Below are 26,545 nucleotides of genomic sequence, written 5' to 3'. Positions count from 1 at the left end.
CCAAACCAAGACCTCGATTACTCTCTGATAATGGTTCATGTTATGTAGCAAAAGAACTAAAGCAATACCTAAAGGAATCCTACAATATGGATCAATTACACGGCAGACCTTTCCATCCACAGACCCAGGGAAAGATAGAAAGGTACCACCGGACCATGAAGAATGTAGTCAAGCTGCATCATTACTACATGCCAGAGGAATTAGAGGCGGCTTTAAAAGATTTTGTGGAATACTATAACCACCAGCGTTACCATGAATCCCTTCAAAATCTTACGCCTGCTGACGTATATTATGGGCGTGGAGAGATGATTTTACAAGAAAGAAAACGAATTAAAATGGAAACTTTAAAACAAAGAAGATTGAACTATGAGAAAATAAAAACAGCCAAAGATTGCACAGAAAAAAAAGAAATTATACATTCACAAAAACACGAAACACTTCTTTAGGAAAAGTCCACTTTAGTTTGACGACGTACAAGTGGAAATAATAATCACGGTACTTTACGTTCTAATAATTCAGGAAGTTTACCTGTTTTTCAAAATGGCAGTTTATATTTCAATGGTAGCACTTCATATGTTTCAATAGTTTCATCTGTCATTCCTGATAATGGTTCTTGGACATTATCTACCTGGGCAAAAATTCCAAGTGGTGGATATGCAGAAATGATAAATACGAGAAACGCATCCACTATTACTGGTTTTTTGTTAACCTCGAGAGGAGATGGAATTCGAGCACAATTAAATAATCCGGGGGTTCAGCAATTTGAACCCAATTCAAGTTCCACCATCATGGACAATACATGGCATTTAATTACAATAACTGTCGATGTATCTATTAATCAAATGAAATGGTATGTGGATAAAAATCTAGCCAATACAATTAATTTTTCAGCGGGCTCATTAACTGGCCAAGGCAACTTTGTAATCGGTTGGGACTATGCATGGGGTGGAGGAGCGGAATACTTTAGAGGGAATATTGCAACCATCTCAGTATATAATTCTGTATTGGGTAGTAGTGATGTCACCACCAACTTTAATGCGGTTAAATCCCGTTTCGGTTTGTAAATCGTATTAGAATAATCAGATTCCCCTAAACCCGATGGAGCATGTCCCTCGGGTTTTACTTTACACCCCCCTACTAAACTGCGGCGCAGCCTCCGCGGTCGCCAACAGTTTCAGGTCGAAAGCCTTGCAGATATTTCGGATGAAATGCTTGCCTAAATCTGTCACGATGACGCCGTGTGCGCCCCAGGTGACCAGGTCATCGATCGCGAGTTCGTCGAGTTCGTGAAAGGTGTATGGACGGAGGACTTCGAGGTCTTCTTTGTGGAAATGGGTCTTGCCTTGGCAGGCGATGTCGAGGATGTATTGGCGCATTTTTTGGTCCATCTGACTTAAAAAATAGCCCTTGAAAACGGCCAGTTCGCCGGCCTTAATTTGCTGGTAATATTCCTGAATGGTCTTCTTGTTTTGGGCAAAACCATAGTAAATATCGCTGATGCTCGAGACGCCTAAACCTAAAAGCAAACCCGTCTGCTGCACCGTGTAGCCCATAAAGTTGCGGTGTAAGGTGCCCTCGTTGTGCGCTTTGACCATTAAATCCGATGGGAGCGCGAAGTGATCCATCCCAATGTCCGTGTAACCGGCGGCGCGGAAAAGCTCCTTGCCTTTTTGGTACAACTGCATCTTCTCAGACGCCTCAGGTAAATCGTTTTCGTCAAAAAGTCGCTGCGCCTTGCTCGTCCACGGCACATGCGCATAGGAATAAAACGCGATGCGATCCGGCCGCATCGAAATCGCGTCCTGAATGGTCTTTTCGATCCGCGGCAAAGTCTGCAAAGGCAGGCCATACACTAAATCCAAGTTCATAGACTCATACCCGATCTCCCGCGCCCATTCCACCACCTGTCTGACATTTTCCAAAGGCTGCACCCGATTAATCACCTCCTGAACTTGGGGATTACTATCCTGCATCCCAAAACTCACGCGGTTAAATCCGAGCTCAAAAAGAGTTTGTAAATGTTCGCGACTCGTATTATTGGGGTGATCCTCGAAACCGAATTCGTGGATCTTTGGCACAATAGAATCAGCTAAAATCCCCTGCAACATCCGCTGTAAATTCTGCGGCGAAAAGAACGTAGGCGTCCCGCCTCCGATATGTAATTCTCGAATAACGGGCTTAGAGCTCATCGATTTTCGGTACAAATTCCACTCCTGTAACAGCATATCGATGTACTCCTCCTCCACGGAATGATTCGTCGTGATGCGCTTATTACAGCCACAAAAAGTGCAGAGTTTCTCGCAAAAAGGCAAGTGAATGTACACGCTAATCCCCTCCTGTTCATTGCTCTCCTCGAAACGACGCACAAACATCCGTTCCCAGTGTTCGCTGTCAATCGTCTCATCCCAAAACGGTACCGTCGGATAACTCGTGTAGCGCGGAATCGCTACGTTGTACTTGTTCAATAAATCTAGGCTTACCGCTTGCATGGGGGCAAAGGTAGCTTTGAGAGGATTTAGCAAAAATGACTGTCGTCATTTTTGCTAAGAACAACATTGAATGGTGAAGAGATGGTGAATGGTAAGTGGTAAATGATCTGATTTGAACTGTTCTGCATTTATCGATCATAAAAAACCTATTTATCGATCATAAAAACGTAAATAATGATCGATATCCCCAATTATCATGATCGATAAACCCGCCCCCATTTACCATTCACCACTTACCATTCACCATTTTTACCCCCACTTACCATTTATTCCTGCTTCTTTAATTAAAATTGTTAATTTCAACCCATGCAACAATGGATATGTAATGAGCCTGGAACACTGAGCCTGAAAGAGGCTGAAATGCCTCAGCGCGCACCGGGATTTTCCCTGCTTCGCGTACGTAACATTGGCATCTGCGGAACGGACATTCACGCCTTTGCTGGCAACCAACCCTTCTTTTCTTATCCGCGCATTTTAGGCCACGAAATGGCGGTAGAAATCGTGGAATCCGACGTCTTCGTGACAGGTGAATTAGCTACAATCATTCCCTATTTTAATTGTGCTTCGTGCGATGCCTGCGAGGCTGGAAAGTCTAATTGCTGTGAAAGTTTGCAGGTTTTTGGGGTGCATATAGACGGCGGAATGCGCGAATATATTGTGGTAGAAGATCGCTACATTTTACCAGGAAGAGGTCTATCAGCTGACGAACTTGCCTTAGTCGAACCACTTTCCATCGCAGCACACGGACTTCGCCGTGCGGCATTAAACCCAGGCGAAAAAGTGCTAGTGATGGGCGCCGGACCCATTGGTCTATTCACGATTTTGCTCGCTAAAATTCAAGGGGCTTTGGTCGAGGTCGCAGAACCTAATCCGGCACGATTAAAATTCTGCTTGGATAATTTAGGGGTTTCAGAGGCCTCCGCGAATACTTATTCCTCCGTCATTGATGCCACAGGAAATCTTAACGCCATCGAATCAGGATTCGCTAAAATAGCACATGGAGGGAAATACATTTTGATCGGATTGCAAAAACAAGCAATCTCCTTTTCTCATCCTGAATTTCACAAAAGAGAAGCGACGTTAATGAGTAGCCGAAACGCGACTTTGGAAGACTTCAAATACGTGATAAGTATATTTCGAGGAGGAAAGATAAAGGCAGAACAATTCATCAGCCATCGCTTCACAAAAAATCAAGTTCCTGATATATTTGCAAAAATTAACGAGCCCGGCGCACAGGTAATTAAAGCAATGATTACTTTAGCGGAATGAAACCACTACTACTCTTCTGCCTGCTTTTAGGTGCCTGTAAATCCCAAGAAGTACTTCCTGATAATTGCTACAAGGGTCGCCTATCACTAAAGGGAATTTGCAATAATTATGTGATTGAATTAGTCGAAGGTTCAATTGACACATCGAAGGTGGAATCTATTTGGAAGAATCCAGATACGGGTAAAAACTATAAAAATGCGTTCGCCTTATCTAATCCCTGCGCCTTGCCTGTTAGTTTGAAAGAAGGGGACGAATTCTTTTTCAAGTTAGACGCTAGCCAACTGACCGCTGAATGTATCACCTGCAAAGCCTATAGCCCCACACCTAAGAAGGCCTTACCCATCTCGATTTGTCCCTAGTTGATTTTAAAATTCGTAATCTCATAGCCGATTTCCTCGTCGGCGATCATTTCCGAAAAGTCAAAATATACGCTAGTCGGATAACCGTATGTTGGATTGAAATTCAAGATACTTTTAACGGGTTTACGATCAATATTCGCCTTAATAACTTGTAATAATTCTGGAATCGTATACATAACCCCGTAGCGTTCTGCCGCATTATAGGGCGCGCCATTTACGGTGGAAATCTTACCGTTTTGCACTACTATTTGATGCGGACCCACATATTCTAAAGGACAATAGCAAACACGCTTAAAGGAAAAAGAATAGTTAACAATCTTTTTTTCGTTCCAAAGATTCAGATTCGTCGTCGCGTCATCCAGCGGCTCCACGGTTTTGCAACCGAAGAAACTCAAACAAAAAAGGAACAGTAATTTCTTCATTATAGTGCTAAACGAGTGAACAGGCCTACATTATCTTTCTCCATCTTCATCGGTCCATAATAATCAAAATTAGCTCCTAAGCCGACCGTGAACTTCCCTTTGGTAATACCCGCTCGCAACATGATCGCACTGCGCGCATGCTTCCCATCCTCCAAACTTTGAATGTACAATACTTGAGCACGTGTATACAATTGCGTTTTCTGAGAAAGCGCCGGTTTGTATTCCACAATTCCGATCGTGGCCGTACTCTTAGAAGGTTGCATATTAATACTTGGGTTTACCAAAATCAGCCAGGTACGATTTGCCTTAAAATACTGCAAACCGAGCTGAGGAACTAGTCCTAATTTATAATGCCACTCTGCTCCACCCGTTAGCTTAATATTGCCAAATAAGGAATAGGTTAGATTATTTACCACCACCATCTCCGTCTCCGACGCCGTATTTGAATAATCAACCGCACCGGTACTCAAATTGAAAAAACTTAATTTCCCATTGGCTGAAATGGGCCGGTTTATAACAGCTTGAAAATGCAATCGATTATTCCCAAATGTCGCCTCCACCGGTAGTGGCGGAAGTGGAGCGTGGTCTTGCGCAAACACAATATTTGCAAAGAGCAAAGAGCTGAAAAATAGAATGGTGAATATGCGTTTCATACAAAATAATAAAATACCCAGGCAACGATCCCGCCGATAGCTAACCAAAGCATCCCGTTCGTCCTTCTTTTCTTTAAAAATAATAACAAAATTAATCCTGTTAGCGAGATTACAATCATAAAGATGGCAGAAAAGTCAATGACCCAAGACCATGACTTCCCGGTATCGCGACCCTTGTGCAGGTCGTTGATCACGGCAATAATACCCATCTTCGTTTCTGTTAATTCGTATTTCCCATCCGCGCGGTTCACGAAGAAATCGGCCGTATAACCGGGACCTTGAAAGGAAATCGAAATCTCTTCCTCATCGATTCTGAAATCGTTCATTTGTCCCTTAATACTATGGTTCGCGCGAAGCTGCTCAACGATGTCGAGTTTAGGAATTTTAGCGGTATCAGCCACCGAAACCCAGCCAGCATTCACAGAACCTTTCAGTTCTGAAACCACTGTACTTTCTGGGAACCAATCCACGTGGTTCAGGGTCAAACCCGTCACCGAAAAGAACAATACGATAATGAAACTGAACATCGACAAATAGATGTGCAGCCACCTCGACCACGTCGCTAAATCTCTCATTTACTTTGCTTTATAGACCAATGAAGCCGCCGTCATTTCCTCGCCACCGGCTAAGGTTTGGCTTTTGGCCTTCCCATCAAACTTCATTTCTTGCTTAATCAACTGGTACGTTCCGTGCTCGCGAGCCGCCTCGATAAACACGGTATATTTCCCCAAAGGTACATATTCCCCCGCGTCGTTCTTCCCATCCCACACCAAGGTATATTGCCCCGCCGCGCGTGTCGCACCCGTCACCGAAGCCGCATCAAATTCCACGTCTCTTTTCGCCGCAAACCAAGAACGCAAATCCGGCAACCAACGTGGCTTATTATACCAAACCGCGATTCTTTTCACCGGCTTATGATTCTCATCTTCAATCCAAACCGCCACAAACGGACGACGCGCGCGACCTTCGAAACGCGCTAGTTCGAAATTGATATCTAAGGTTTGACTGGCAGTCCACAACTTCTCTTTGACATTCACTAAACTAATCGAACTCTTCTCTGATGAAGTCGCAGGCCAGTTTTCACTTCTATATTCCGCTCCTTCTTTGTCCACTATTAAATACGAAGCGTCCGGATACTGCGCAGCTAAATCAATCGAAGCCGCCACACCTAATACATTAAAAGCCGTCGCTAAAGCCCCAGCCGTCACCGCATCTTCGTGTGCCACTGTCGCAGAAATCACTTCCGCTGCCGGTTCCGCCGTTCGCGGATCCATGATGTGCGAGTAATGAACGCCATCGATATCTGAACCTCTGCGGTAATCGCCCGATGTCGCCACCGCTTTATTATTCACTTGGATATAGCTCAAAACCTGCGCGTTCTCTCCCGCATTTCTCGGATCAGACACGCCTATTTTCTCCGTCCAATCTCCTTTCACCACAAAATCACCCCCTATATTCACAACCACCCCAGCCACACCTTCTTCTTTCATAGCCTCTGCGGCTGCTTTCTCCATCACATAGGACTTCGTAAAGCTGTGTAATTTCAATTCTGTGTCCGTTAAACGCGTCGCTCCATTTTCATCCAATGACCAGTGCGGCTGATTTACTTCATTAACTACCATTGCTAAAGCTGATGTAGAAGGAATTTCCGATGCCCACATTTTGGCAATATGCTCCGACGCCGGATTCAAAGCTCCGTCCGTTTTTACATTCCATTCTTCGAAATGCTGTAACACCTCGCGCAAATCGGAAGAAATTTCGATGGATTCTCCGCGAGTCGAACGCCACAGATTAAACTCCGAAGATTCACGGGAGGAAAGAATCCCGTTCAGTCGATTAATTTCTGATAAGATTTTTGATTCTGCCGCAGAAGCAACTACCTCAGATGAGGCAATGATTTTTAAATCTAAGGACGTTCCTAACACATTTTCAAAATGTGCTGTTAATAAACCGTTGTTAGAGGATGCTGCAGGTGATAATGATAATAAACTTAGGCCGATTGAATTGATCATTGGATATATATTTAAAGCACAATATTGAAAAATAATCAGCTTAATAGAACGATATATGAGATAAAGCGTTGAGATTTGTAGATATAACGGACATCCCATGAAAAATCTACTGATTGCGTTCCTGCTCTTTTTTGGCGCCAAAACGATGGCACAAGATTCCACCTATGTTCGTTTAGAATTAAAAAATGGCAAAACAATCGGCGGCCAACTAATTCAAAAATCTGAAACAGAAGTTTCAATCGCCACATCAGATTTAGGTAAAGTCACCATTCCCTGGTCGACCATTAAATCGATGAACATGATTTCGAAAGAAGAAAAAGACCAATTTCCGAATCCACAACCCACGCGTTATTTCTTCGCTCCTTCTGCGATTCCGCTAAAGAAAGGGGACAAATATTACCAAAACGCCGTTGGCCTTTTGAATTCCTTTCAAGCAGGTATAAGCGATAATTTCTCCTTAGGGGGTGGCGTTGTGGTTCCTTTTGCCCTATTTATCACACCTAAAATAGGCTATCAAGTAGCTGATAAGGTACACGTAGGAGGGGGAATTCTGTTTGCGACATCCCTAATTCGAGGTTTGAATTTTGGGGTGGGAACGGTATATGGATCTTTCACCTATGGTTCGAAAGAACATAATATGACCTTAAATGCAGGGTTAGGAGCTTATAATGAAAATACTGGATTTGGAAGAGATGATTACAATTGGAAATTTGCTAACACCCCTATGTTCACCGTTTCTGGTATGACACGGATTTCAAAAAAGGCGATGTTAATTACCGAGAACTGGATATTCTCGATTAAGACGGTAAATTATGGTGATAATGGTCAATTTCTAAATTCGACAACAGCCTACACTGGGGTTTTATCCGCAGGATTAAGAATTCTAGGGGAGCGCTCGGCGTACGACGTCGGTTTATTATCTACTAGTTTCGGTATTGGAGCGATCCCCTATATTGCTTACAACATAAAATTCTAAAGGCTCTTCAAATACGCAATACTTAAAGGAACAAATTGCACCTCTTGATTGCTTTCGTCCTCAATGAAGCAATGCTCTACGCCGTTCTTCTTTGCTAGCTTAATGATTTGCTTCCAATTTCCTTGACCCGTTCCTACTGGCACATCGTTTTCTGCTGGAGTTCCGCCGGTTAAATCACCCGCAATTCCCTTACGCAAATCCTTTACGTGCATCAACTTAAAGCGAGTCGGGTATTTCTTCAATAATTTCTCTGGCATATCAGCGCCTCCACCGTGCATCGTCCACAATACATCCATTTCGAAAGATAGATATTCCGGATTGGTATTTTGGATGATATAATCTAACAGGGTTTCCTTTTTGCCAAAAGGCTGGAACTCATAGCCATGATCATGGTAACAAAGCGTCAAACCATTTTCTCTGAACTTCTTTCCTGCTTCATTAAATACAGCTACGGCTTTCTCCGCTTCTTCTAAAGTAAAGCCTCCGCGAACTTTATGCGGAATCCAAGCACACATCACAAATTTCGCCCCCAATATCTTGGCTTTAGCAATCGCATCGGCTGGATTTGCTAAATCGTTAAAATCTACCCCGGTAGATGGAACAGAAATGCCTCGATCCGTACACATTTGCTTGAATTGCTCAGTAGTTTGTCCCTTTTGTGCACTACCTTCAATTTCCGTTATTCCCATGGACTGAATTAGGTCAAGCGTCTTAGCTACATCTTTAGGAAATTGATTGCGGAAAGTATAGGCTTGAACACCAATCGGATAGGTGTATAATTTCTGCGCTTGCAGAAATGCAGGCAATGCCAAAAGGCAAATAATTACTAGGTGTTTAATTTTCATATTGTATAGGTTTTACGTAAAAATGACTTTTTTTTGTGAATTAATTGAGATTAATAATAAATATTTTCTGATGCTCATCACCTATATCACACAACCCAAAATCACAGCCCAAGATTTCATCGATATTCTCGAAAAATCCACTTTGGGATTACGCCGTCCTTTAGCAGATTTAGCGGCGATGGAGCTCATGTTCCAGCACGGGAATGTCTATGTAGGCGCTTACGATGGAAGCAAATTAGTGGGTCTGGCACGCGTAATGACCGATTTTGTCTATACCAGCTACTTATCTGACCTCGCTATCGACGAGGCTTACCAGCACCAAGGCATAGGGAAACAATTGATTATAAAGGTAAAAAAGTTCATTCCTAGGGCGAAAGTAATCCTTCTATCCGCCCCCGCCGCTGAAGGGTATTATCCTAAAATTGGGATGCAAAAACACGAACATTGCTACTTTATAGACAGTGTAGATGAGTTGAAATAGTTTGGTTTTTTCTTTGATTTTAAAACAAAATCCGCTTTTTTTCGGTTTGAAAACCAGATAAACGTTTGGCTTTCAGTATAAAACCCAAATTAATTAAATCATTTTTTAACACACTTTTTGAAAAATTCATCGCTTATGAAAACAAAAATTACTAGCCTTTTGACACTAATCTTAGTGTTCATGATGCAGGTATCGTTCGCCCAGAAAGCAACGAAAACTGTAACAGGTACGGTAGCAGATGAGAACGGCCAACCATTAGTGGGCGCAACTGTCATCGTAAATGGAACAAAAACGGGAACAAACACAGACAAATCTGGAAAGTTCTCGATTGCGGCCGCGGATGGCCAAACTTTAACATTCAGCTTCGTAGGCTATACTAAATCTACGGTTGCTGTAACAAGTGCGACTTCATCTGTTCAAGTAGCATTAACATCTGATAATACGTTAGATGAAGTTATCGTCACTTCATACAGTTCGACTGCTAAACAATCGTTTACAGGTACAGCGAAAGTGGTTGATGCAAAAAACATCGAGCGTAAAAACTTCTCTAACATCTCTAAGGGATTAGCGGGTGAGGCTGCCGGTGTGACTGTCATCAACTCTTCAGGACAACCAGGAACAGTTGCTGCGATTCGTATTCGTGGTATCGGTACTGTAAATGGTAGCCGTGGTCCACTTTACGTATTAGACGGTGTGCCTTTCGAAGGAAATATCAACTCGATTAACCCAGGTGATATCGAGAACACTACCATCTTAAAAGATGCGGCTGCAACAGCGATCTACGGTTCTCGTGGAGCGAATGGTGTGGTTGTAATCAACACGAAAAGAGGTAGTAGAACAGGTGAGGCTGTGATTGAACTAGAATTAAAGTCTGGTCAAAACATGAGCTTATTACCTCGTTATAGCACGATCAAATCCCCAGAGCAATACATTGGATTGACATGGGAAGGCTTGTATAATAGAGGTGTTGCTTTAGCGAATGCTAACCCAACTGCCTATGCAAACGCTAACTTGTTTGCTAACATGCCTAATTACAACATGTGGACAGTTCCTGCGGCTCAATTAATTAACCCAGCTACAAGACAAGTTGTTCCAGGTGCTGAGCGTCGTTATATCCCAGAAAATTGGGCTGATTATGGTTTCCAAAATTCCAATCGTAACGAAGCTAACTTAAAGATCAGTGGAGGTAATAGCAAAACACGTTATTTTGCTTCTTATGGAGCATTAGAAGATATCGGATATTCTGTAAACACAGATTACAAACGTTATTCTACTCGTTTGAACTTAACACACAATCCTAAATCTTGGTTAAGCTCGACTACGAACATCGGTTATTCTTATGGAGTAACAAATAACCCAGGTCAACCATCTGACTCGGGATCGGTATTCTGGTTTGTAGATAACTTGCCTCCTATCTATCCGTTATTCTTACACGATAACACTACTTCACAATACGTACGTGATCCATATTATAATGGATACCAATACGATTACGGTGTAGGTCGTGGTTTCGGTGCCTTAACAAACTCAATTGCTGATGCTAAATTAGGTATCCGTAATACGAAGTCACACGATATCAACGCAGCGACATCTTTGAATATTCAAATCACTCCTGGTTTATCATTAGAGAACAAATTAGGTTTACAATATTCAAACGCTTCTTTGGATATACAGAACAATCCATTCTATGGCCCTAACGCTGGTCAAGGTGGTTATATCTACAAGCAAAAAACAGAGAACTTAAACTACAACTTGTTAAACTTGTTACGTTACAAGAAGTCGTTTAATGTACATAACTTCGAAGCATTCGTAGCACACGAAAGCTATGCCACAGAAACTAAATTTATGTGGGCTTCGATGTACAAGTTAGTGATGCCAGATGGTGTTGAATTCAACAACGCGGTTATCTCTAACCCTCCACAATCGTATTTGAACAACTACTCGTTAGAGTCGTATTTCGGTCAGTTAAACTATGATTACGATGGAAAATATTTCTTATCTGCTACGGTAAGACGTGATGGATCGTCTCGTTTCTTGAAAAACAAATGGGGTGATTTCGGTTCAGTAGGTGCTGCTTGGTTAGTATCTAAGGAGGCATTCATGGAAAATGTTCCATTGGTCAAAGATTTGAAATTGAAAGCTTCTTATGGTTTAATTGGAGAGCAAGGTGGTATCGGTCTATATCCTGGATATGACTTATTCCAAGTTCAAAACTTAAACCAAAACATCTCCTTATCTTTCGTTTCAAAGGGTAATCCAGATTTGACTTGGGAGATTTCTAAGCAAATGCAGGTAGGAACTGAATTCAAATTAGGTAAGTACCTAGACGTTGCTATTGATTACTATACTAAGACGACTGATAACTTGATCTTCGATCGCCGTGTAGGACCTTCAGTAGGTTATGCATCTCTTCGTGTAAACGATGGTGCTTTGCGTAATACCGGTGTTGAATTCGATATCACGGCTCACTTATTACAAACGAAGAACAACTATTTAGACTTTACCATTAATGGTGAGATGATCGAGAACCGTATGCTTCGTTTACCAATCGATCCAGCTACAGGTAAAGAGAAAATCATCGATATTGATGGTCTTTATGGTAGAGCGGTAGGTCACTCGATCTTCGATTTTTATACACGTGAATATGCTGGTGTAAACCCAGAAACAGGTGTTTCTGAGTGGAACGTATATTGGGCAGATGCAAATGGTGACAACATTCGCCAAACTTCAGAAAACATCAAGTCAATGGCTGATTTCGAAGCAACTGCTACGGCTGAAACATTGAAAACTGTCAAAGTTTCTCGTACAAGTGCTTACGCAGATGGAACGACTAAATTTATCAATAAGTCGCCATTCCCTAAAGTAAGAGGAGCATTTAGCTTAAATGGTGGATTAGGCAACTTTGACATCAATATGCAATTCCTTTACAGCTTAGGTGGTTATGCATATGACGGAGCTTATGCTGGATTAATGAACTCAGGTGGTGCTGCTGGAGGTAATAACTTCCATACAGATATCTTATCAAGATGGTCTCAGAGAGGTCAGGCAACTGACGTACCTCGTTTATCTGCTGGACAAGATGCTAACGTAAGCTCAGGATCTACTCGCTTCATTACGAAATCAGATTTCTTGGCTTTGAACAACCTTCAAATCGGTTATAAGGTTCCGAGCAAATTCTTCACAAACAGCCCTATTACAGGTGTTTACCTTTGGGTATCTGGAGATAATTTATTCTTAGCTTCTGCAAGAAACGGTTTCAACCCTAGTTCGGCTGAAACGGGAGGATCTGATACCTATCGTTATTCTCCTTTGTCTACTATGACAGCTGGGTTACGAGTTAAGTTTTAATTTTTTAAAAGAAATAGAAAGATGAAAACATTACATAAAATTTTATTTGCGACTGTTCTTCTAGGAACGGTTAGTTGTAAAGAAGAATTTTTACAGACGGAACCTACCGAATTGATTTCAGCGAATCAAATCGCAGAGGCCTCTGCTTTAAATCCTGGTTTACAATCTGCGAACGTAGCAGGTATTTATGCAACGATGTATGGCGCTGGTACTGGCGGTACATCCGGACACGATGACTTTGGTCATAAGTCTTACGATATGTACGGCGACATGCTGTCTGGTGACATGGCTTTAACTTCGGTTATCTATGGCTGGTTCAGAACGATTACAGAATTCCAAACAACGGTAGATTATACATTCCAAGATAATTACCAAGTATGGCGTTTCTACTACCGCCTTATCTTTGCTGCGAATACAGTAATCGATGGTTTAGGTGGTAGCGAGGCAATCCCAGGAACGGCAGCTGGTCGCTGGTATATGGGTCAAGCGAAAGCGATGCGTGCATTTAGTTATTTCTATTTAGCACAGTATTTCCAAAACGAATACAACCCATCTGAGAAGATTTTACCATTGTACAAAAACACCGTAGATCCAAACTTGCCTAAAAGCACTGCAGCGGATGTATATGCGTTAATGGTGAAAGATTTAACAGACGCGCAATCGTTATTATCTGATTTTTCTCGTTCGAACAAATCTGAAGTTAACGCTTCGGTAGCATCAGGTATGTTAGCGTATGTTCACGGTGCGATGGGTAATAACGCAGCGATGAAATCGGTAACAGCTGACGTTATCTCAAAAGGTGGCTTTAAAATCATGACAGCGGCTGAAGCAACGGGTGGTTTTAATGCCTTAGCAACTAGCCAATGGATGTGGGGTGTAGATATCACGGTAGATTCTAAGTTGAACTTGATCTCTTGGTGGGGACAAATGGACCTTTACACCTATTCTTACGCTTGGGCGGGAGATATCAAGGGTATGGACAAAGGTTTGTATGACTTAATCCCAGCTGATGACATTAGAAAGGCTCAATTCTCCTCAGCTAATAAATTAGCTCCTATCGGTAAGTTCTACCACCCGGGCAAAGTAATCGGTGGTCAAAGAACAATCGACGCAGATTATATCTACATGCGTGTGGAAGAGATGTACTTGCTAAATGCAGAAGCTTGTGCTAAAACAGGGGACGAAGCAGGTGCAAGAAAGTCTTTAAAAGCAATCATGGCGCTACGTGTTCCTGATGCATCTTACATCGATGCATTAACTGGAAAAGCGTTACAAGATGAGATTTACTTACAGACTCGTATTGAGATGTGGGGTGAAGGAAAGACGTACTTAGCATTAAAGAGAAATAAGGCAACTACGAACCGTGGATCAAACCACTTGAAGTTTGTAGGTACTCCTGTTCCTCACAACGATACACGTTTAACTTTCAAGATTCCTATCGAAGAAGTTCAAAACAACCCGAACTTGAATAAGTAATCAAGTTTAAACTAAAAAGCCGCTCCTTCTTACGAGGGAGCGGCTTTTTTATTTATTTAAGCTTGGTCGTATCGACTCGACTAGGCGTATCCTTTCCCGAAATAATACTGGTAGCGCTCTTCGCGATAGCCTTGATAATTTCGGTCATATTATCTAAGTCCAAAGTCCCTACTTCGTCGCTCGCCTTGTGGTAATTAGGTTCGCTGTCCATCTTGGAAGTAGAAATGGTATGTGCCGGTACGCCTAATTCAGCTAACGTGGCGTTATCAGAGCGGTAAAACAAGTTTTGGTCTAGGTACGGATCTGGATAAAAAGTGAACTCCGATCCAGCTAAATTCTTCTTCAAAATTTCGCCCATCGATGACTTCTCATAACCGGTGATGTACGCACTGTTTTTCCCCCATTTGCTTTCTGTCCCGATCATCTCGAGGTTGAACATGGCCATTACTTGATCCGGGTTAAGCTGCTTAGAAAAATAGGAACTACCAAAGCCTCCGCTTTCCTCCGCCGTGAACGCTGCAAAGATCAAGGTGCGCTCATTATCGCGTTTTTTAACATAGTATTTAGCCAGCATCATCACGGCTGTCGTTCCAGCGGCATCGTCGTTCGCTCCATTATAGATAGAATCCCCCTGTACCGGTTTGCCTATACCTAAATGGTCATAGTGGCCGGAGAAAATGACGTATTCGTTCGGACGGCTTTTGCCTGGTAAGATGCCCACGACGTTAGATAATTGAAGTTTCTCCACTTGTTGAGTCGCGGTAATTTTAAAAGTGGAAGGAACGGTATTGGAAATAACGAATAGGATGGTCGCTTGGCTTTCTTTCATCGGACCTCTGCCAGAAAGGCGTGGGATGAATTTCGCAAAGCTTTCGTGCAAGAAGGCGATCGTTGGTTTTTTCGCCGCCATAATTTTGTAGGCGTTTTGGCCAAAATTCTCTCCCTCCTTTATGCTCACCACCTCGTATCCCGATTTTTCGTCCAGTTGAATAGATGCTTCTTTGGAGATAATAGCCGCTTGTTTCCCCTCGATAGCTTTCTCATCGATGATGGCAGAAATCGATTGCAATTGAGATTTAAACAGGGGAAAACTCTGCAAAAAGGAGTCTTTCGTTTTCTGCAAACCCGCTTTCTCGAATTCGCCTGCGATAAAATTCGCTGCTTTTTCAATTCCCGGCGTGAAGGGTTTTCTGCCTGCTAGTTCATCGGAGGCTAAATAAGTTTCGATGCGCTCCGTTTCTGCGCGCGTAATGATTTTGTCAATTTTCTGCGCTTGTGCTAAAAAAGGAAGCGCTAGGAGTAGTAAGATTTTTTTCATTTTTCTGTGTTGATTTCAAAGTCCAAAGGTAATAAATCTGCCATTCCAATTTTACCCATTTCCTCCCGCATTTCGATCGAATAAGGATTCATGAGATCGCCGGCGGCGGTAACTTGTATGGGGCCTTTGGGGATCAAAATCGTATAAGGATAGGGCGCATCCATAAAGATCGGTCTCGCCACACGTTTCCGATTGAATACAATCTCCATCGGAATTTTCCAATTCATCGTGGTCAACCCCTCTTCAGAAACAACTCCGATTAAATCTGGTTCTTTGAAAGCGACGTGCCTTTCATTATTCCGATCAAAAAACAAGCCCCTCCGCAAATTATTCAAATATTCCGGCTTCAATAAAAACGCATTAAAGCCCTCCTCTTCTAATCGATTCCCCACCAAAGCCTTCAAAAAATGCTTTATCGAACCTTCATACGCCTCCTCCCTATTCCGCTCCCACCTGCGCTCTTGTTTCGCATCTTCCGGGATAAGCTTTTCAAAACTAGCTAAGCCTTTGAAAGAAGTCAAATTACTCGTCTTCTCAAAGTTGTCCATAAAATACGTTACTTTATATCCGAGCGTTTTATTCACGATTTGCAAAGGTTTAGATGCTTTTGCATTGAACGCGTCATCATCCTCCGTGAAATCCACTACCTCACGATTCGTAATGTAAACCTCTTTTCGATCATAACTTTCCCCGATGAAGCCCCTTTCAAAAGCACGAAATTGCTTTTCCCAAGTCTTGTCCTGAGATCCCACCACCCGCACTTCGTCTAAAGTCTTGTTGTCTTCTTCTAAAGAAAAATTCCAATTGCTACTCTTTCCAGGAACATCAATTAAGATCATTTTAGGGAGATATCCCACTAACGAAGCAACCAAACGGTGTCGTCCTGCCGGTATATTTTTTAGCGTGTAGAGCCCATTTGCATCTGCCTGAGTCCCCATAGTGGTTCCCTCAATGAAAACGCTGGCGCCTGGAATAGTAATCGATCCTTTTTCCGTTACTGATCCGGTTAAAATGTATTTTTGCTGAGCAAATAGGAAAAATGGGGCAAGAAGGAAGGGAATTAGAAGGCGCATTATTTATCTTTGACTAAATTTAAGCAAATAAATTCACGAATGATTCATCGCCTATTTTCTGAGCCTTTCACACCCTCGAACAGTATCGCGCTGGATTTGAGCGCTTCGAATAAGGAGTTGAATCCATCCGTATTTTCGAATATTGAAGCTTTTTGCGCTTATATAGAGCAGAAATTAGGGGCCAAAATAGGCGTAGGCGGCTACCTCGAACACCGGGTCATCTATGAAGCGCATGAGAATTTTGCGACTGATTCAGCCGACTTCCGGAACATTCATTTGGGTATTGATTTTTGGGCAGCAGCGGGAACGCCTGTTTTTCCTGTGGCGGATGGCGTGGTGCATAGTTTTCAAGTCAACCCTGGTTCGGGTAATTATGGCCCTACCATTATTCTATTTCATCCCGTTCTGGGAATCTATAGTTTATATGGTCATTTAGCTATCGAAGATCTGGAAGGGCTGTCGGTGGGAATGCCCATTGCTGCGGGCCAACTGCTTTGTCACCTAGGCGAACCAAGTGAAAATGGGGGATGGCCACCACACCTGCATTTTCAACTCATTCGCGATATGCAAGGGTATTCAGGGGATTACCCGGGGGTTTGTTCTCCAAGAGATCTGCCATTTTATTCGGAAAATTGCCCGGATCCCGTTACTTTTTATATCCCCATTTAATTGCTCCCTCGATTAAACTAACAAAATCCGGATTCGCCCAAACTTCTTTCGAGTGTCCCATCGACGTATAAAATGTCTTCCCTTTTCCTACCATTTTATACCAAGCCACCGGATGATTTTTACCCATCCCAAAATTCTTATCCTTCATCCACAACATATTCCCACTAGGTAAAATCTTATCTCCATCGATGGAGTAAACGATAGTGGCATCTTTGGGTTGATTCAAGAAAACATACCATTCGTCGTTGCCCTCAAATGTCGTAGATAACCCAGGTGAAAAAGTCGTGTCCTGCAAGGATACTTGTGCTTTTTGAAACTGCGGATTTAACGGATGATGCGAAAACTTCGCCCCTAACAAGTTCTTTTCATACCAATCCCAATGATGTGAATCATCCCCTGCACCGTGAATTCCCATCAATGTTCCGCCATTTTCCACGTATTTCTCTAAAGCCGCTTGCTGCGCATCATCTAAAACACGACCTGTTGAATTATCAAAAATCACCACTTCAAATTGAGCTAATTGTTCCGGATTAAATATGCCTCCTGCTTCCGTTTCATATAAATACCAACTAGGGTTTTTATGGCATAAACTTCTTAATACTAAACTTTAGGCATCGATCGATTCCTCGTGTCTGAATCCCGTCGTTTTAGAGAATAAAAGAATCGCTGGTTTATCTGCTGGAATCGAAATACTTGGCTTCTCGGTTTCATAAGAAACTGGAAATCCGTTTTTCACTTTGTAGATGAATAGACTGCCAGCGGCGAATAAAAGAACGACAAAGGCCAATAGAGTCCAGCCAAGGATTTTGAAGAATTTTCTCACAGTTTTTGGGGTTTTGTTTTACAAGGTAACCATTCTGAGGAAAAGTCAAAATTTCTTTCGAAATTTAATCCCATTATGATACACGAAATTGCAACCTGCCTCTGGTTTGACAAGAATGCAAAAGAGGCCGCAGAATTTTATCAAAGCACTTTTTCAGGCTTTGAGCCTCTTTCCGAGAACCCCATGGCAGTGAATTACCGTCTTTTCGAAAGACGTTTCATGCACCTGAATGGCGGACCAGGTTATCCGATTAATCCGTCTATATCCTTCTTCGTTAATTTAGATAATGAGGAAGAAATCAGAAGGGTTTGGGAGAAATTAACCGAAAATGGAAAGGTACTGATGGCTTTAAACACCTATCCGTGGAGTCCATTTTATGGCTGGTGCGCAGATCAATATGGAGTGAATTGGCAGATCATGAAAAACCATGAATCGCACGCAAAGCTGGCCCCTAATTTGATGTTTAATGGAGTGAATAATGGAAAGGCTAGCGAAGCGATTGATTTCTATACGTCCCTATTTCCGAATTCTGAAATTCTGCATAAGGCATTGTATGAAAAAGGGGAACATGACAAAGAGGGGAATGTGAAGTATTCTCAGTTTACTTTAAACGGTAAGCCTTTCCGCTTAATGGAAAGTTCCATGGAGCATCAGCACAACTTCAATGAAGGTGTTTCCATGATGGTGACGGTCGATTCCCAGGAAGAAATTGATTTCTTATGGGAAAATTTAGTCGCGGGAGGTTCGCCTGGTAGATGCGGTTGGCTGAAAGATAAGTATGGTGTTTCTTGGCAGATTGTTCCTTCGGTTTTGGGAAAATTAATGAGCAACCCAGAGACGGCACCTAAGGCGACTTATGCCTTTTTACAGATGTCGAAATTCGTGATTGCGGATTTAGAGAAAGCAGTAAAATGAGAAAAAGGGGGCACTAACAGCGCCCCCTTTTCTAAACCCTTTTCAACAAATTTTAACTATTTTTTTGCTGCGGCTGCCATAGCAGCTGCCTCATTTTCATTGGCTTTATTATCCCAGAAGTGGTATTCTCCTACGATTTTGTCTCCATCCCAACGATCCACAATGTGAATCGGAACGAATACTACTTTACCAGATGCACGACCTTTTGCTGACTAAACACCCCAAGTATCTGTCCATGTTTCACCATTTCCTAAAGTAATCGTCATAACGCGTAAACGAGATACGTTGATGTTCTCGTACATCTTATGCTGTCCTAGAAAAGTTGCCACATAGCCTTCTTTTCCCTGAACATCTACGGCCGTATCATTAGGGAAATAAAGCTTCACATTGTCTGCAATACTTACTCCATACTTAGTCGAATCATTCTCCGTATAGGCCTTGATTTGTTCTCTAACGGCTTGCGATTTAGCATCCGTATATGTCATCATTCCGCCTAAAGAATCCTTTGTCGCCTCTGTAGAAGAAGCGGCTGAATCTTGCTTTTGTCCGCAAGAAAATAAGGCTGACGCGACAGCCATGATCATGATAATTTTTTTCATTATTTTAAATTATTTAGTTGATAATGCCACTTTAGTAATCATAGTAGACGTAATACTCCGTTTTGCAGATGCTTGTTTAACAAATTCTTCAGGAGAAATTCCTAAAGCCTTTGGGATTGCCTTGTAATAGCTATCCATTGCCTGATCGATTTTTGATAAATTATCATAGCTTTGAACGGTTGAGTAGTTAAACGCAACATCGTCTGATGTTGGAAAAATTGTTTTATAGAAAGACCAGCCTGAGATATTTCCAACTGCAACTCTTTCTTCTTGAACCTTCACTACTTTTTGTTCAAATGCTTCATATGCTGCGCCATCCGCAACTTTCATCATATCAAAAACGACGAAGTGATCTTTATTAGTTGATTTAGCTGTTCCCACTACTTTTTTGCCAAAAGAATGACGAAGAATAGTTTGAGTTTTTGCCGTAGCCGCACTTAGCTTTTCATACCCCGTAGGATCTGCTTTTATCATACTCGCAAATATCTCCATTGGGTAAGTATGCAATTTGTCTAAATCTGGACCTGAATTTACCGTGATGTAATCGTAATCGATTCCTGGTGATTTCATGTTATTATAAGGCACATACATGGCCCATCCTTCAATAACACCAGCAGCTTTACGTGCATCATGAAGTTGTAACCATTGCTTTTCAATTGCAATAGCGTCATCGATTGATTTACCTGGTTGTAATTTGCGATAAGCCACGATCGTGTAACGTGTTTGTGCGAAAGTCGCTGCTGATACTAGCAAGACTAGGGCCAAGGAAGTGAGTAGTTTTTAGATTTTTAAGAGTTTCAATCAAAACTAAAAACATTCCCATAATGTGATATTATATAACTGGTATCATTTGTTCCAAAATCGGATTTTGGAACAAATCCATCGATTAATTCATCGACTGAATCCAAGAGCGGACTAATTCAACTCCCTCGTGATGAGTGAGTTGTCTGCCTAATTCTGGCATCATAACACCGGGGTCACGTGAAGCCATACGGTAGTGCAAAATACTCTGTTCCGGCTTGCCAGGAACAATATCATAACTCAAATTACCGGATCCTCTGCCTGCCGCCACCGGTGCTTTGAAGAATCCATAAGCCGTGCGATCCTTCGAATTCCATTCTAAATAAAGTCCAGACGAACGCGCCGGACCGGTCGCATTATGGCAATGTGCACAGTTAATATCCAGGTAGGCTTTCACCCGATCATCGAGGGAGGCGCTGGCGTTTGAATAGTTAACGAGGGCGGGAATGTGGTCTTTTGGCAAGCCCTTTAGTAGTCCTGCGGTCTCCCAATGTTGCAATTGTTGACCGTCATTTAATTGTCGAACCGAGGGGCCTATGGGCGTCATTTCGCCCGATCGTTCGTGACAACCCTTACACTGGTTCATATTAGGCACTTGGTATTCGAAGGATTGTTTTTTGCCTGCCGCGTCTATCCAGGAAACTTGATCGCTTCCGCCGGCCACTTCGAGTACGGCATCGGTTTGTTCTTTGTTCCAAATATAGGGCAGCGCCACCCAGCCTTTGGCCTCATGTAATAAAACCCGCGTTTCCATTAGACGACGTCCTTTCTCAGGATTGCGTTCATCGAAAGGATAATAGAAGGTTTTAACAATGGCCGTTCCGATAGGAAACTGTAAAACAGAATCGGGATTATAGGACACTGATTTGCCTTCTGGAAGCCTTACGAAACGCAATTTAGAGGCATAATCCGAGAAAAGGGGGGAATTTAACGTGTAAAGAACAACGCCATCTGTTGGAATTTGATCCTTTACCGTTCCTTTGAAAAAACCATATTCAGAAAGGTTTTCCTTGTAGTTCGCATCTGCTGAAACGAGACTTAAAAATGCAACGCAAGCCAAAAATAGTAATCCAATTAACCGCATCAGAATTTAATTGATTTGACATTTTCTAAATCGCAATCAAAGAGATCCTTGCCTTGCTTTAAGCCTTTGAAATTATTCTCCGCATCGAGGAAAGCGGTGCTTTGGTTCACATTATCCCGCACACAAATGGAATAATCTAAAGGGTATTTCCCATCTGAACCTACTTTCTTCGGATTTAAAATACCGTCATAAACGACCATCGGAACGTGGCGCCCGAAGCGTAAAACGAAGCGATACATTTTACCAAAACGGCTATCCGTCGGCACCCTTCTCGGATTTCTTTCAAACGTGTTGTGGTGAATCGAAACGGCTGTCGGATATGGATCGTAATCTTTGTCCTTTATGGCATTTTCGGTCATGTAATACGAGATAATCGCGACCCCAATCGTGGCGTGATTGATAATTTGATTTTCAAAAAATTCCACATTACTGGCGGCTAACACCATCATCCCGGTTCCTCTGGGCACATTGCCTACAATGTTTCCCTTAGGGGCAAAATTTGCCAGATTATTCTCTTTCACTAAGTTGTGATGAACGCGAATGTGGCCGCCCTTTTTTTGGACTAAATCAGGCAAATCAAATACTAAAATTCCGCCCGTATTACCGATCGCCTTGTTATTATAAACATCCGCATAAAGCGAATTTTCAATCTCAATTCCAGCCACATTCTCGTAGGCTTCACAATTTCGAACGATGATATGCTTCGATTGTCCCACATAAATTCCCGCATCCGAGGCACCTATCGCGATACATGAATCGATCAAAACATTCTCGCACAATACAGGATAGAGCGCGTAGGAGCCATTGGTGGACTTAGGGCCACCTGTCCAAGCGGCTTTGATCCGGCGAAAGGTGATTCCCTTCACTTGCATCGTCTTAATCAAATCCCCTTTAGAATCCTCCGTCGTCATATCTTCGATGACGATGTTTTCGCAATTCGAAACCCTGATTCCTTCTGCGCCTTGGGTTTGGCCTTTAAAACTCAAAATCGTTTGATCTATTCCCTTTCCGCGCAAGGTGATGTTCTTTTTCCCTTCTAAAGAAAGGCTCTTCGTTAGCTGAAAACGACCCGCCTCGATCTCAATCGTGGAACCATCTTCAGCTAGAATCAAGCGCTTCTGCAAGTTTTTCTCGAAGTCTGCTTGCCCTAAGGCGGTGAAGCTCAATAAGCTAAGAAATAGGATGACGTGTTTCATTAAATAGGATTAAATCATTCGAAATTATCGATTTTTTTATAATATTACCTTAACAACCTATGAAACCTATGAAATTCATTTACGCTAGCCTACTTTTTGTTTGGGCTTTTAGTGCACAGGCACAAATTGAAAAATCAGCATTTATTTATGAAACTGCGCCTTATCCATCGTGTCATGCCTCCACGATTGAAGAAACACCAGCTGGATTAGTGGCTGCGTGGTTTGGTGGAAAGCATGAAAAAAACCCAGATGTGGGGATTTGGTTTAGTCAGTATGTAAACGGTAAATGGGACACGCCAGTAGAGGTAGCGAATGGAGTGCAAGGTGACGGCAGAAGGTACCCACTTTGGAACCCCGTATTATTACAAGTACCTAGAAAAGAATTAATCCTGTTTTACAAAGAGGGCCCTGCACCAGACGCATGGTGGGGTATGTTAAAAAGATCCTTCGATGGCGGGAAGACCTGGTCAGCAGCAGAAAAACTACCAAAAGACATTTATGGCCCTATTAAAAATAAGGCTGTTCTCTTAAAAGACGGCACCCTTTTATGCCCATCCAGTTCGGAAGATAATGACTGGAGATTGCACATGGAATTTACCCGCGATGGGGGAAAAACTTGGTCCAGAACAGGGCCATTAAATGACGGGGTGACTACTTCAGCGATTCAACCTTCCATTTTATTCTTACCGGATGGCCGCTTGCAATTAGTTTGTCGCTCAGAAAATGGATTCATCTTACAGGCCTTTTCGAGTGATTTAGGGCGTACTTGGACGGCTTTAGAGCCATCGACTTTAGTGAATCCAAACTCGGGAATCGATGCGGTTACCTTGAAAGATGGTCGACATGTTATCGTTTATAATCCAGTGAAAAAGGGCCGTTCGCCTATCAGTGTGGCCATTTCGAGCGATGGTAAAACCTGGAAAGATATCGCTACTTTAGAGAACGAACCGGGAGAGGAATTCTCCTATCCAGCAGTCATTCAAACCAAAGACGGCAAAGTACACATCACCTATACTTGGAAGCGGAAGAAAATTAAACACGTTATTCTTTCGCTTTAATGGCTTCGATCGATCTCCTTATCATTGTTTTTTACCTCCTGGTCATGATAGGAATCGGGATCTATTTTTCTCGAAAAAATAAGAGTTCGGAACAATTTACGACAGCCTCCGGAGCGATTCCGGGCTGGGCTTTGGGACTTAGTTTCTATGCCACTTTTTTAAGTGCCATCACGTTTTTAGGTGATCCGGGGAAGTCTTTTGGGTCTAACTGGAATCCCTTCGTTTTTAGTCTTTCTATTCCTTTAGCCGCTATCGTAGCGACGAAATGGTTTGTGCCCTTTTACCGTGGAAGCGGGGAGATTAGTGCTTATACGCATTTAGAAAAGCGATTTGGCGGATGGGCGCGGACCTATGCGATGGTCTGTTTTATACTTACGCAGCTAGCCCGAATGGGGACGATTTTTTACGGAATTGCGCTGACTTTGAATGCGCTGACCGGGATTGATATGCGGTTGATTATTTTAGTGGCAGGTCTTTGCATTATTCTATATACGGTTTTAGGCGGGATGGAAGCGGTGATTTGGACGGAGGTAATTCAGGCCATTTTAAAGACAATGGGTGCTGCGATGATTCTGTATTTAATTACTTTGAAGACTCCCATCAGCACGATTATTGAAACGGGAATGCGGGAGGATAAATTTAGTCTGGGAACTTGGAATTTCGATTTGAGTACAAGCTCCTTTTGGGTGATTTTGCTGTATGGCTTTTTCATTAATTTGACGAATTTCGGTATAGACCAAAACTACATCCAACGTTACCATACCGCAAAAAATCCAGGCGATGCGGCGAAAAGTATTTGGCTTTGCGTTCTGTATTACGTGCCCGTTTCCTTCTTGTTTTTTTTCATCGGTACGGCGCTGTATGCTTTTTATGGAGATAATCCCGCGCTTATTCTCGAATTAAAACAGCAGGTTTCCATCGAAAAAAACATCCCATTAGAGGCCTTAAAAGCTAGTGATTACGGCGACCGGGTATTACCCTTTTTCATGAAAACACAAATCCCCTCCGGATTTTTAGGCTTGTTAGTGGCGGCTTTAATGTCGGCTGGAATGAGCACGATGAGCAGCGGAATGAATAGCTCTGCAACCGTGTTTTTAAAGGATATTTATTTACGTTACATCGACCCCTCTGCGACGGAGAAAAAGCAGTTTCGGGTCTTGCTTTTTGCCACCGCTTGCATGGGTGCTTTAGGCATTGTTTTTGGCATCAGTATGATAGGGGTAAAAAGCCTTTTGGATGTGTGGTGGAAGCTTTCCGGGATATTTGCAGGAGGAATGTTAGGGATATTTTTACTTGGTTTTCTCGCAAAAAAAGTGCGTAATTCTGAGGCCAAAATCGCGGCATTTTTAGGACTTATTCTTATCGCTGGAATGTCTTTTAAAGATGCGCTGCCCACCTATTTACAAATTCCATTAGACAGTAAAATGACCGTTGTTTTAGGAACATTAAGTATCGTGGGAATCGGTTATTTACTACATAAAATTCGAGCCAAATGAACACCTTGCCGCGCGGTTTTATTCCAGTTATGTTAACGCCGTTTAACGACGATTTATCGATCGATTTTACGACTTTGCGCGCGCTATGTGATCACTATATCGACAACGGAGCGGTCGGGCTTTTTGCGAATTGCTTATCGAGTGAGATGTATGAACTAAGCCCTTCTGAGCGTTTAGAGGTGATCAAAACAGTGGTGGATCAAACGGTGGGACGAGTGCCGGTGGTGGCGACGGGAACCTTTAGTGGAAGTATCGAAAAGATGGCTGATTTTTCGAATCAGGTATATGCCCTAGGGGTCGATGCGGTCATCGTTTTGAATAATCAATTTGTTAGCGCCGAAGAATCGGATGAGCTCTTTTTAGCCCGAATTCATCAATGGATGAATTTGACGCCGGGCGTACCTTTTGGCATTTATGAATGCCCGGTTCCTTACAAAAGATTGGTTTCGATTCCTGTTTTAACGGAGCTATTAGCTTCGGGACGCCTCTGTTACCACAAGGATACGTCATTAAATATAGATCAAGTAAAGGCAAAAATTCAGGCGGGAATGGGGGAGCAATTCGGTGTTTATGATGCGTATATGGTGCATGCCAAAGCCTCCTTAGCCGCTGGCTCGTTGGGTCTTTCCTGCATTCAAGGAAACTTTTTCCCGGATTTAATTTCCGCTTTCTGCTCTAATACTACCAATGAATTTCAGGCATTTTTGACTGAAAATATGGACCTAATGCATTCCGCCTACCCCACTAGCGCTAAATACGTTTTGCAAAAACAGGGCTTCCCTATTTCGTTAGCAACGCGACGAAAAGTAGATCCTTTAACAGAGTCGCTGAAGGCAAAATTAGATGAATTGCTTACATCAGCTTCTCGGTATCGATCTCCATAAAATCCTCCACTAAGGGAATAAAGAAGTCCTTTACAAAGGCATCATGCTGTGGATGTATCGAATAGGCCTGGTAAATTTCGTTGTTTGCAAAATCCATCGAGAAGCCGTATTTGAACTTATTTTTGGAGCTGGTTTGGCGCGAAACCTCCATGTTTTCTACCCCGTTAATTTCTTCCAAGGTTTTAAGCGCCACAAAAAATGCGTGTTTCTGCGATGCTGAAACCGTTGCTTTAAAATTAAAAATACCTGCGTGTCGAATGCTCATTATCATAGGGTTTAGGTGCCAAAAATACAGAATT

General features: G+C 42.5%; 26 protein-coding genes and 2 pseudogenes. 13 read left to right on the top strand and 15 right to left on the bottom strand.

Going from position 1 to position 26,545, the window contains the following annotated elements:
* Positions 1 to 368 (top strand): annotated as a pseudogene (locus ACST13_RS05035) (integrase core domain-containing protein); the annotation flags it as partial.
* Positions 369 to 569: 201 nt separating this feature from the next.
* A pseudogene (locus ACST13_RS05030) lies at positions 570 to 1,064 on the top strand (LamG-like jellyroll fold domain-containing protein); the annotation flags it as partial.
* A gap of 60 nt (positions 1,065 to 1,124) precedes the next feature.
* On the opposite strand, the gene hemN reads toward ACST13_RS05030, so the two are convergent.
* Entirely contained in the window at positions 1,125 to 2,522 is a 1,398-nt protein-coding gene (hemN, locus tag ACST13_RS05025; protein ID WP_459522132.1) for an oxygen-independent coproporphyrinogen III oxidase, read from the bottom strand.
* A gap of 273 nt (positions 2,523 to 2,795) precedes the next feature.
* Between hemN and ACST13_RS05020 the strand changes: the two genes are divergently transcribed.
* Positions 2,796 to 3,758: a zinc-binding alcohol dehydrogenase family protein gene (locus tag ACST13_RS05020; RefSeq protein WP_459522131.1), complete on the top strand. Its 963-nt coding sequence runs from the start codon at positions 2,796 to 2,798 to the stop codon at positions 3,756 to 3,758.
* Positions 3,755 to 4,117 (top strand): hypothetical protein, encoded by a 363-nt coding sequence (locus tag ACST13_RS05015; protein ID WP_459522130.1) that lies wholly within the window; start codon positions 3,755 to 3,757, stop codon positions 4,115 to 4,117. Before ACST13_RS05020 ends, ACST13_RS05015 begins: the two co-directional genes overlap by 4 nt.
* On the opposite strand, the gene ACST13_RS05010 is transcribed toward ACST13_RS05015, so the two are convergent.
* From ACST13_RS05010 to ACST13_RS04995, 4 genes are read right to left on the bottom strand one after another with little or no spacing between them, the layout of a single operon-like run.
* On the bottom strand, positions 4,114 to 4,539 hold the full coding sequence (locus tag ACST13_RS05010; protein WP_459522129.1) for a DUF6174 domain-containing protein: 426 nt from the start codon (positions 4,537 to 4,539) through the stop codon (positions 4,114 to 4,116). The genes ACST13_RS05015 and ACST13_RS05010 overlap by 4 nt on opposite strands.
* Positions 4,539 to 5,192, bottom strand: a complete 654-nt coding sequence (locus tag ACST13_RS05005) for a hypothetical protein (protein ID WP_459522128.1) — start codon at positions 5,190 to 5,192, stop codon at positions 4,539 to 4,541. The genes ACST13_RS05010 and ACST13_RS05005 overlap by 1 nt, the downstream gene beginning before the upstream one ends.
* The gene (locus ACST13_RS05000) at positions 5,189 to 5,767 is read right to left on the bottom strand and encodes a PepSY-associated TM helix domain-containing protein (protein ID WP_459522127.1); all 579 of its coding nucleotides are present in this window, start codon (positions 5,765 to 5,767) and stop codon (positions 5,189 to 5,191) included. The genes ACST13_RS05005 and ACST13_RS05000 overlap by 4 nt, the downstream gene beginning before the upstream one ends.
* Positions 5,768 to 7,204: a DUF2271 domain-containing protein gene (locus ACST13_RS04995; RefSeq protein WP_459522126.1), complete on the bottom strand. Its 1,437-nt coding sequence runs from the start codon at positions 7,202 to 7,204 to the stop codon at positions 5,768 to 5,770.
* Between the two features lie 97 nt (positions 7,205 to 7,301).
* On the opposite strand from ACST13_RS04995, the gene ACST13_RS04990 reads away from it, so the two are divergent.
* Entirely contained in the window at positions 7,302 to 8,180 is an 879-nt protein-coding gene (locus tag ACST13_RS04990) for a hypothetical protein (RefSeq protein ID WP_459522125.1), read from the top strand.
* Here ACST13_RS04990 and ACST13_RS04985 read toward each other — a convergent pair.
* Positions 8,177 to 9,025 (bottom strand): sugar phosphate isomerase/epimerase family protein, encoded by an 849-nt coding sequence (locus ACST13_RS04985; protein ID WP_459522124.1) that lies wholly within the window; start codon positions 9,023 to 9,025, stop codon positions 8,177 to 8,179. The two genes, ACST13_RS04990 and ACST13_RS04985, sit on opposite strands and share 4 nt — an antisense overlap.
* A gap of 70 nt (positions 9,026 to 9,095) precedes the next feature.
* Between ACST13_RS04985 and ACST13_RS04980 the strand changes: the two genes are divergently transcribed.
* The 3 genes from ACST13_RS04980 (at position 9,096) to ACST13_RS04970 (ending at position 14,330) form a co-directional block, all read left to right on the top strand.
* Positions 9,096 to 9,506 carry a GNAT family N-acetyltransferase gene (locus ACST13_RS04980; RefSeq protein ID WP_459522123.1) on the top strand — a complete coding sequence of 137 codons (411 nt, stop codon included), beginning with the start codon at positions 9,096 to 9,098 and terminating at the stop codon, positions 9,504 to 9,506.
* Positions 9,507 to 9,641: 135 nt separating this feature from the next.
* The gene (locus ACST13_RS04975) at positions 9,642 to 12,854 is read left to right on the top strand and encodes a SusC/RagA family TonB-linked outer membrane protein (RefSeq protein ID WP_459522122.1); all 3,213 of its coding nucleotides are present in this window, start codon (positions 9,642 to 9,644) and stop codon (positions 12,852 to 12,854) included.
* Positions 12,855 to 12,875: 21 nt separating this feature from the next.
* A complete protein-coding gene (locus ACST13_RS04970; RefSeq protein ID WP_459522121.1) occupies positions 12,876 to 14,330 on the top strand; it encodes a RagB/SusD family nutrient uptake outer membrane protein in 1,455 nt (484 codons plus the stop codon).
* Positions 14,331 to 14,382: 52 nt separating this feature from the next.
* On the opposite strand, the gene ACST13_RS04965 is transcribed toward ACST13_RS04970, so the two are convergent.
* Positions 14,383 to 15,648, bottom strand: a complete 1,266-nt coding sequence (locus ACST13_RS04965) for a M28 family peptidase (RefSeq protein WP_459522120.1) — start codon at positions 15,646 to 15,648, stop codon at positions 14,383 to 14,385.
* Positions 15,645 to 16,721, bottom strand: a complete 1,077-nt coding sequence (locus ACST13_RS04960) for a carboxypeptidase-like regulatory domain-containing protein (RefSeq protein ID WP_459522119.1) — start codon at positions 16,719 to 16,721, stop codon at positions 15,645 to 15,647. The genes ACST13_RS04965 and ACST13_RS04960 overlap by 4 nt, the downstream gene beginning before the upstream one ends.
* A 39-nt stretch (positions 16,722 to 16,760) precedes the next feature.
* Here ACST13_RS04960 and ACST13_RS04955 point away from each other — a divergent pair, with 39 nt between their 5' ends.
* The gene (locus tag ACST13_RS04955) at positions 16,761 to 17,390 is read left to right on the top strand and encodes a peptidoglycan DD-metalloendopeptidase family protein (RefSeq protein ID WP_459522118.1); all 630 of its coding nucleotides are present in this window, start codon (positions 16,761 to 16,763) and stop codon (positions 17,388 to 17,390) included.
* On the opposite strand, the gene ACST13_RS04950 is transcribed toward ACST13_RS04955, so the two are convergent.
* Positions 17,368 to 17,892 carry a ThuA domain-containing protein gene (locus tag ACST13_RS04950; RefSeq protein ID WP_459522117.1) on the bottom strand — a complete coding sequence of 175 codons (525 nt, stop codon included), beginning with the start codon at positions 17,890 to 17,892 and terminating at the stop codon, positions 17,368 to 17,370. The two genes, ACST13_RS04955 and ACST13_RS04950, sit on opposite strands and share 23 nt — an antisense overlap.
* A 105-nt stretch (positions 17,893 to 17,997) precedes the next feature.
* Entirely contained in the window at positions 17,998 to 18,213 is a 216-nt protein-coding gene (locus tag ACST13_RS04945; protein ID WP_459522116.1) for a hypothetical protein, read from the bottom strand.
* A 75-nt stretch (positions 18,214 to 18,288) separates the two neighbouring features.
* Here ACST13_RS04945 and ACST13_RS04940 point away from each other — a divergent pair, with 75 nt between their 5' ends.
* Positions 18,289 to 19,128 carry a VOC family protein gene (locus ACST13_RS04940; protein ID WP_459522115.1) on the top strand — a complete coding sequence of 280 codons (840 nt, stop codon included), beginning with the start codon at positions 18,289 to 18,291 and terminating at the stop codon, positions 19,126 to 19,128.
* Positions 19,129 to 19,340: 212 nt separating this feature from the next.
* On the opposite strand, the gene ACST13_RS04935 is transcribed toward ACST13_RS04940, so the two are convergent.
* The 4 genes from ACST13_RS04935 to ACST13_RS04920 form a co-directional block, all read right to left on the bottom strand.
* Positions 19,341 to 19,727, bottom strand: a complete 387-nt coding sequence (locus ACST13_RS04935; protein ID WP_459522114.1) for a hypothetical protein — start codon at positions 19,725 to 19,727, stop codon at positions 19,341 to 19,343.
* Between the two features lie 9 nt (positions 19,728 to 19,736).
* On the bottom strand, positions 19,737 to 20,492 hold the full coding sequence (locus ACST13_RS04930; RefSeq protein ID WP_459522113.1) for a hypothetical protein: 756 nt from the start codon (positions 20,490 to 20,492) through the stop codon (positions 19,737 to 19,739).
* Positions 20,493 to 20,613: 121 nt separating this feature from the next.
* Complete coding sequence (locus ACST13_RS04925) at positions 20,614 to 21,612, bottom strand: SO2930 family diheme c-type cytochrome (protein WP_459522112.1); 999 nt, start codon at positions 21,610 to 21,612, stop codon at positions 20,614 to 20,616.
* The gene (locus ACST13_RS04920; RefSeq protein ID WP_459522111.1) at positions 21,612 to 22,808 is read right to left on the bottom strand and encodes a parallel beta-helix domain-containing protein; all 1,197 of its coding nucleotides are present in this window, start codon (positions 22,806 to 22,808) and stop codon (positions 21,612 to 21,614) included. The genes ACST13_RS04925 and ACST13_RS04920 overlap by 1 nt, the downstream gene beginning before the upstream one ends.
* Before the next feature lie 68 nt (positions 22,809 to 22,876).
* Here ACST13_RS04920 and ACST13_RS04915 point away from each other — a divergent pair, with 68 nt between their 5' ends.
* Genes ACST13_RS04915 through ACST13_RS04905 form a run of 3 tightly spaced genes read left to right on the top strand, consistent with a single transcriptional unit; the run spans position 22,877 to position 26,246 of the window.
* Positions 22,877 to 23,866: a sialidase family protein gene (locus ACST13_RS04915; RefSeq protein ID WP_459522110.1), complete on the top strand. Its 990-nt coding sequence runs from the start codon at positions 22,877 to 22,879 to the stop codon at positions 23,864 to 23,866.
* A 44-nt stretch (positions 23,867 to 23,910) separates the two neighbouring features.
* Positions 23,911 to 25,362, top strand: a complete 1,452-nt coding sequence (locus ACST13_RS04910) for a sodium:solute symporter family protein (protein WP_459522109.1) — start codon at positions 23,911 to 23,913, stop codon at positions 25,360 to 25,362.
* On the top strand, positions 25,359 to 26,246 hold the full coding sequence (locus ACST13_RS04905) for a dihydrodipicolinate synthase family protein (RefSeq protein ID WP_459522108.1): 888 nt from the start codon (positions 25,359 to 25,361) through the stop codon (positions 26,244 to 26,246). Before ACST13_RS04910 ends, ACST13_RS04905 begins: the two co-directional genes overlap by 4 nt.
* On the opposite strand, the gene ACST13_RS04900 is transcribed toward ACST13_RS04905, so the two are convergent.
* The gene (locus ACST13_RS04900) at positions 26,215 to 26,511 is read right to left on the bottom strand and encodes a Dabb family protein (protein WP_459522107.1); all 297 of its coding nucleotides are present in this window, start codon (positions 26,509 to 26,511) and stop codon (positions 26,215 to 26,217) included. The two genes, ACST13_RS04905 and ACST13_RS04900, sit on opposite strands and share 32 nt — an antisense overlap.
* Positions 26,512 to 26,545: the final 34 nt, after the last annotated feature.

The sequence above is a fragment of the Aquirufa sp. A-Brett2-W8 genome, assembly GCF_054558755.1.
This window is presented reverse-complemented; position numbering and strand designations above follow the sequence as displayed.

Coding starts and splice junctions, on each gene's coding strand:
- ACST13_RS05020 (WP_459522131.1), top strand. CDS start 2,796: ATGCAACAATGGATATGTAATGAGCCTGGAACACTGAGCCTGAAAGAG.
- ACST13_RS05015 (WP_459522130.1), top strand. CDS start 3,755: ATGAAACCACTACTACTCTTCTGCCTGCTTTTAGGTGCCTGTAAATCC.
- ACST13_RS05010 (WP_459522129.1), bottom strand. CDS start 4,539: ATGAAGAAATTACTGTTCCTTTTTTGTTTGAGTTTCTTCGGTTGCAAA.
- ACST13_RS05005 (WP_459522128.1), bottom strand. CDS start 5,192: ATGAAACGCATATTCACCATTCTATTTTTCAGCTCTTTGCTCTTTGCA.
- ACST13_RS05000 (WP_459522127.1), bottom strand. CDS start 5,767: ATGAGAGATTTAGCGACGTGGTCGAGGTGGCTGCACATCTATTTGTCG.
- ACST13_RS04995 (WP_459522126.1), bottom strand. CDS start 7,204: ATGATCAATTCAATCGGCCTAAGTTTATTATCATTATCACCTGCAGCA.
- ACST13_RS04990 (WP_459522125.1), top strand. CDS start 7,302: ATGAAAAATCTACTGATTGCGTTCCTGCTCTTTTTTGGCGCCAAAACG.
- ACST13_RS04985 (WP_459522124.1), bottom strand. CDS start 9,025: ATGAAAATTAAACACCTAGTAATTATTTGCCTTTTGGCATTGCCTGCA.
- ACST13_RS04980 (WP_459522123.1), top strand. CDS start 9,096: ATGCTCATCACCTATATCACACAACCCAAAATCACAGCCCAAGATTTC.
- ACST13_RS04975 (WP_459522122.1), top strand. CDS start 9,642: ATGAAAACAAAAATTACTAGCCTTTTGACACTAATCTTAGTGTTCATG.
- ACST13_RS04970 (WP_459522121.1), top strand. CDS start 12,876: ATGAAAACATTACATAAAATTTTATTTGCGACTGTTCTTCTAGGAACG.
- ACST13_RS04965 (WP_459522120.1), bottom strand. CDS start 15,648: ATGAAAAAAATCTTACTACTCCTAGCGCTTCCTTTTTTAGCACAAGCG.
- ACST13_RS04960 (WP_459522119.1), bottom strand. CDS start 16,721: ATGCGCCTTCTAATTCCCTTCCTTCTTGCCCCATTTTTCCTATTTGCT.
- ACST13_RS04955 (WP_459522118.1), top strand. CDS start 16,761: ATGATTCATCGCCTATTTTCTGAGCCTTTCACACCCTCGAACAGTATC.
- ACST13_RS04940 (WP_459522115.1), top strand. CDS start 18,289: ATGATACACGAAATTGCAACCTGCCTCTGGTTTGACAAGAATGCAAAA.
- ACST13_RS04935 (WP_459522114.1), bottom strand. CDS start 19,727: ATGAAAAAAATTATCATGATCATGGCTGTCGCGTCAGCCTTATTTTCT.
- ACST13_RS04925 (WP_459522112.1), bottom strand. CDS start 21,612: ATGCGGTTAATTGGATTACTATTTTTGGCTTGCGTTGCATTTTTAAGT.
- ACST13_RS04920 (WP_459522111.1), bottom strand. CDS start 22,808: ATGAAACACGTCATCCTATTTCTTAGCTTATTGAGCTTCACCGCCTTA.
- ACST13_RS04915 (WP_459522110.1), top strand. CDS start 22,877: ATGAAATTCATTTACGCTAGCCTACTTTTTGTTTGGGCTTTTAGTGCA.
- ACST13_RS04910 (WP_459522109.1), top strand. CDS start 23,911: ATGATAGGAATCGGGATCTATTTTTCTCGAAAAAATAAGAGTTCGGAA.
- ACST13_RS04905 (WP_459522108.1), top strand. CDS start 25,359: ATGAACACCTTGCCGCGCGGTTTTATTCCAGTTATGTTAACGCCGTTT.
- ACST13_RS04900 (WP_459522107.1), bottom strand. CDS start 26,511: ATGAGCATTCGACACGCAGGTATTTTTAATTTTAAAGCAACGGTTTCA.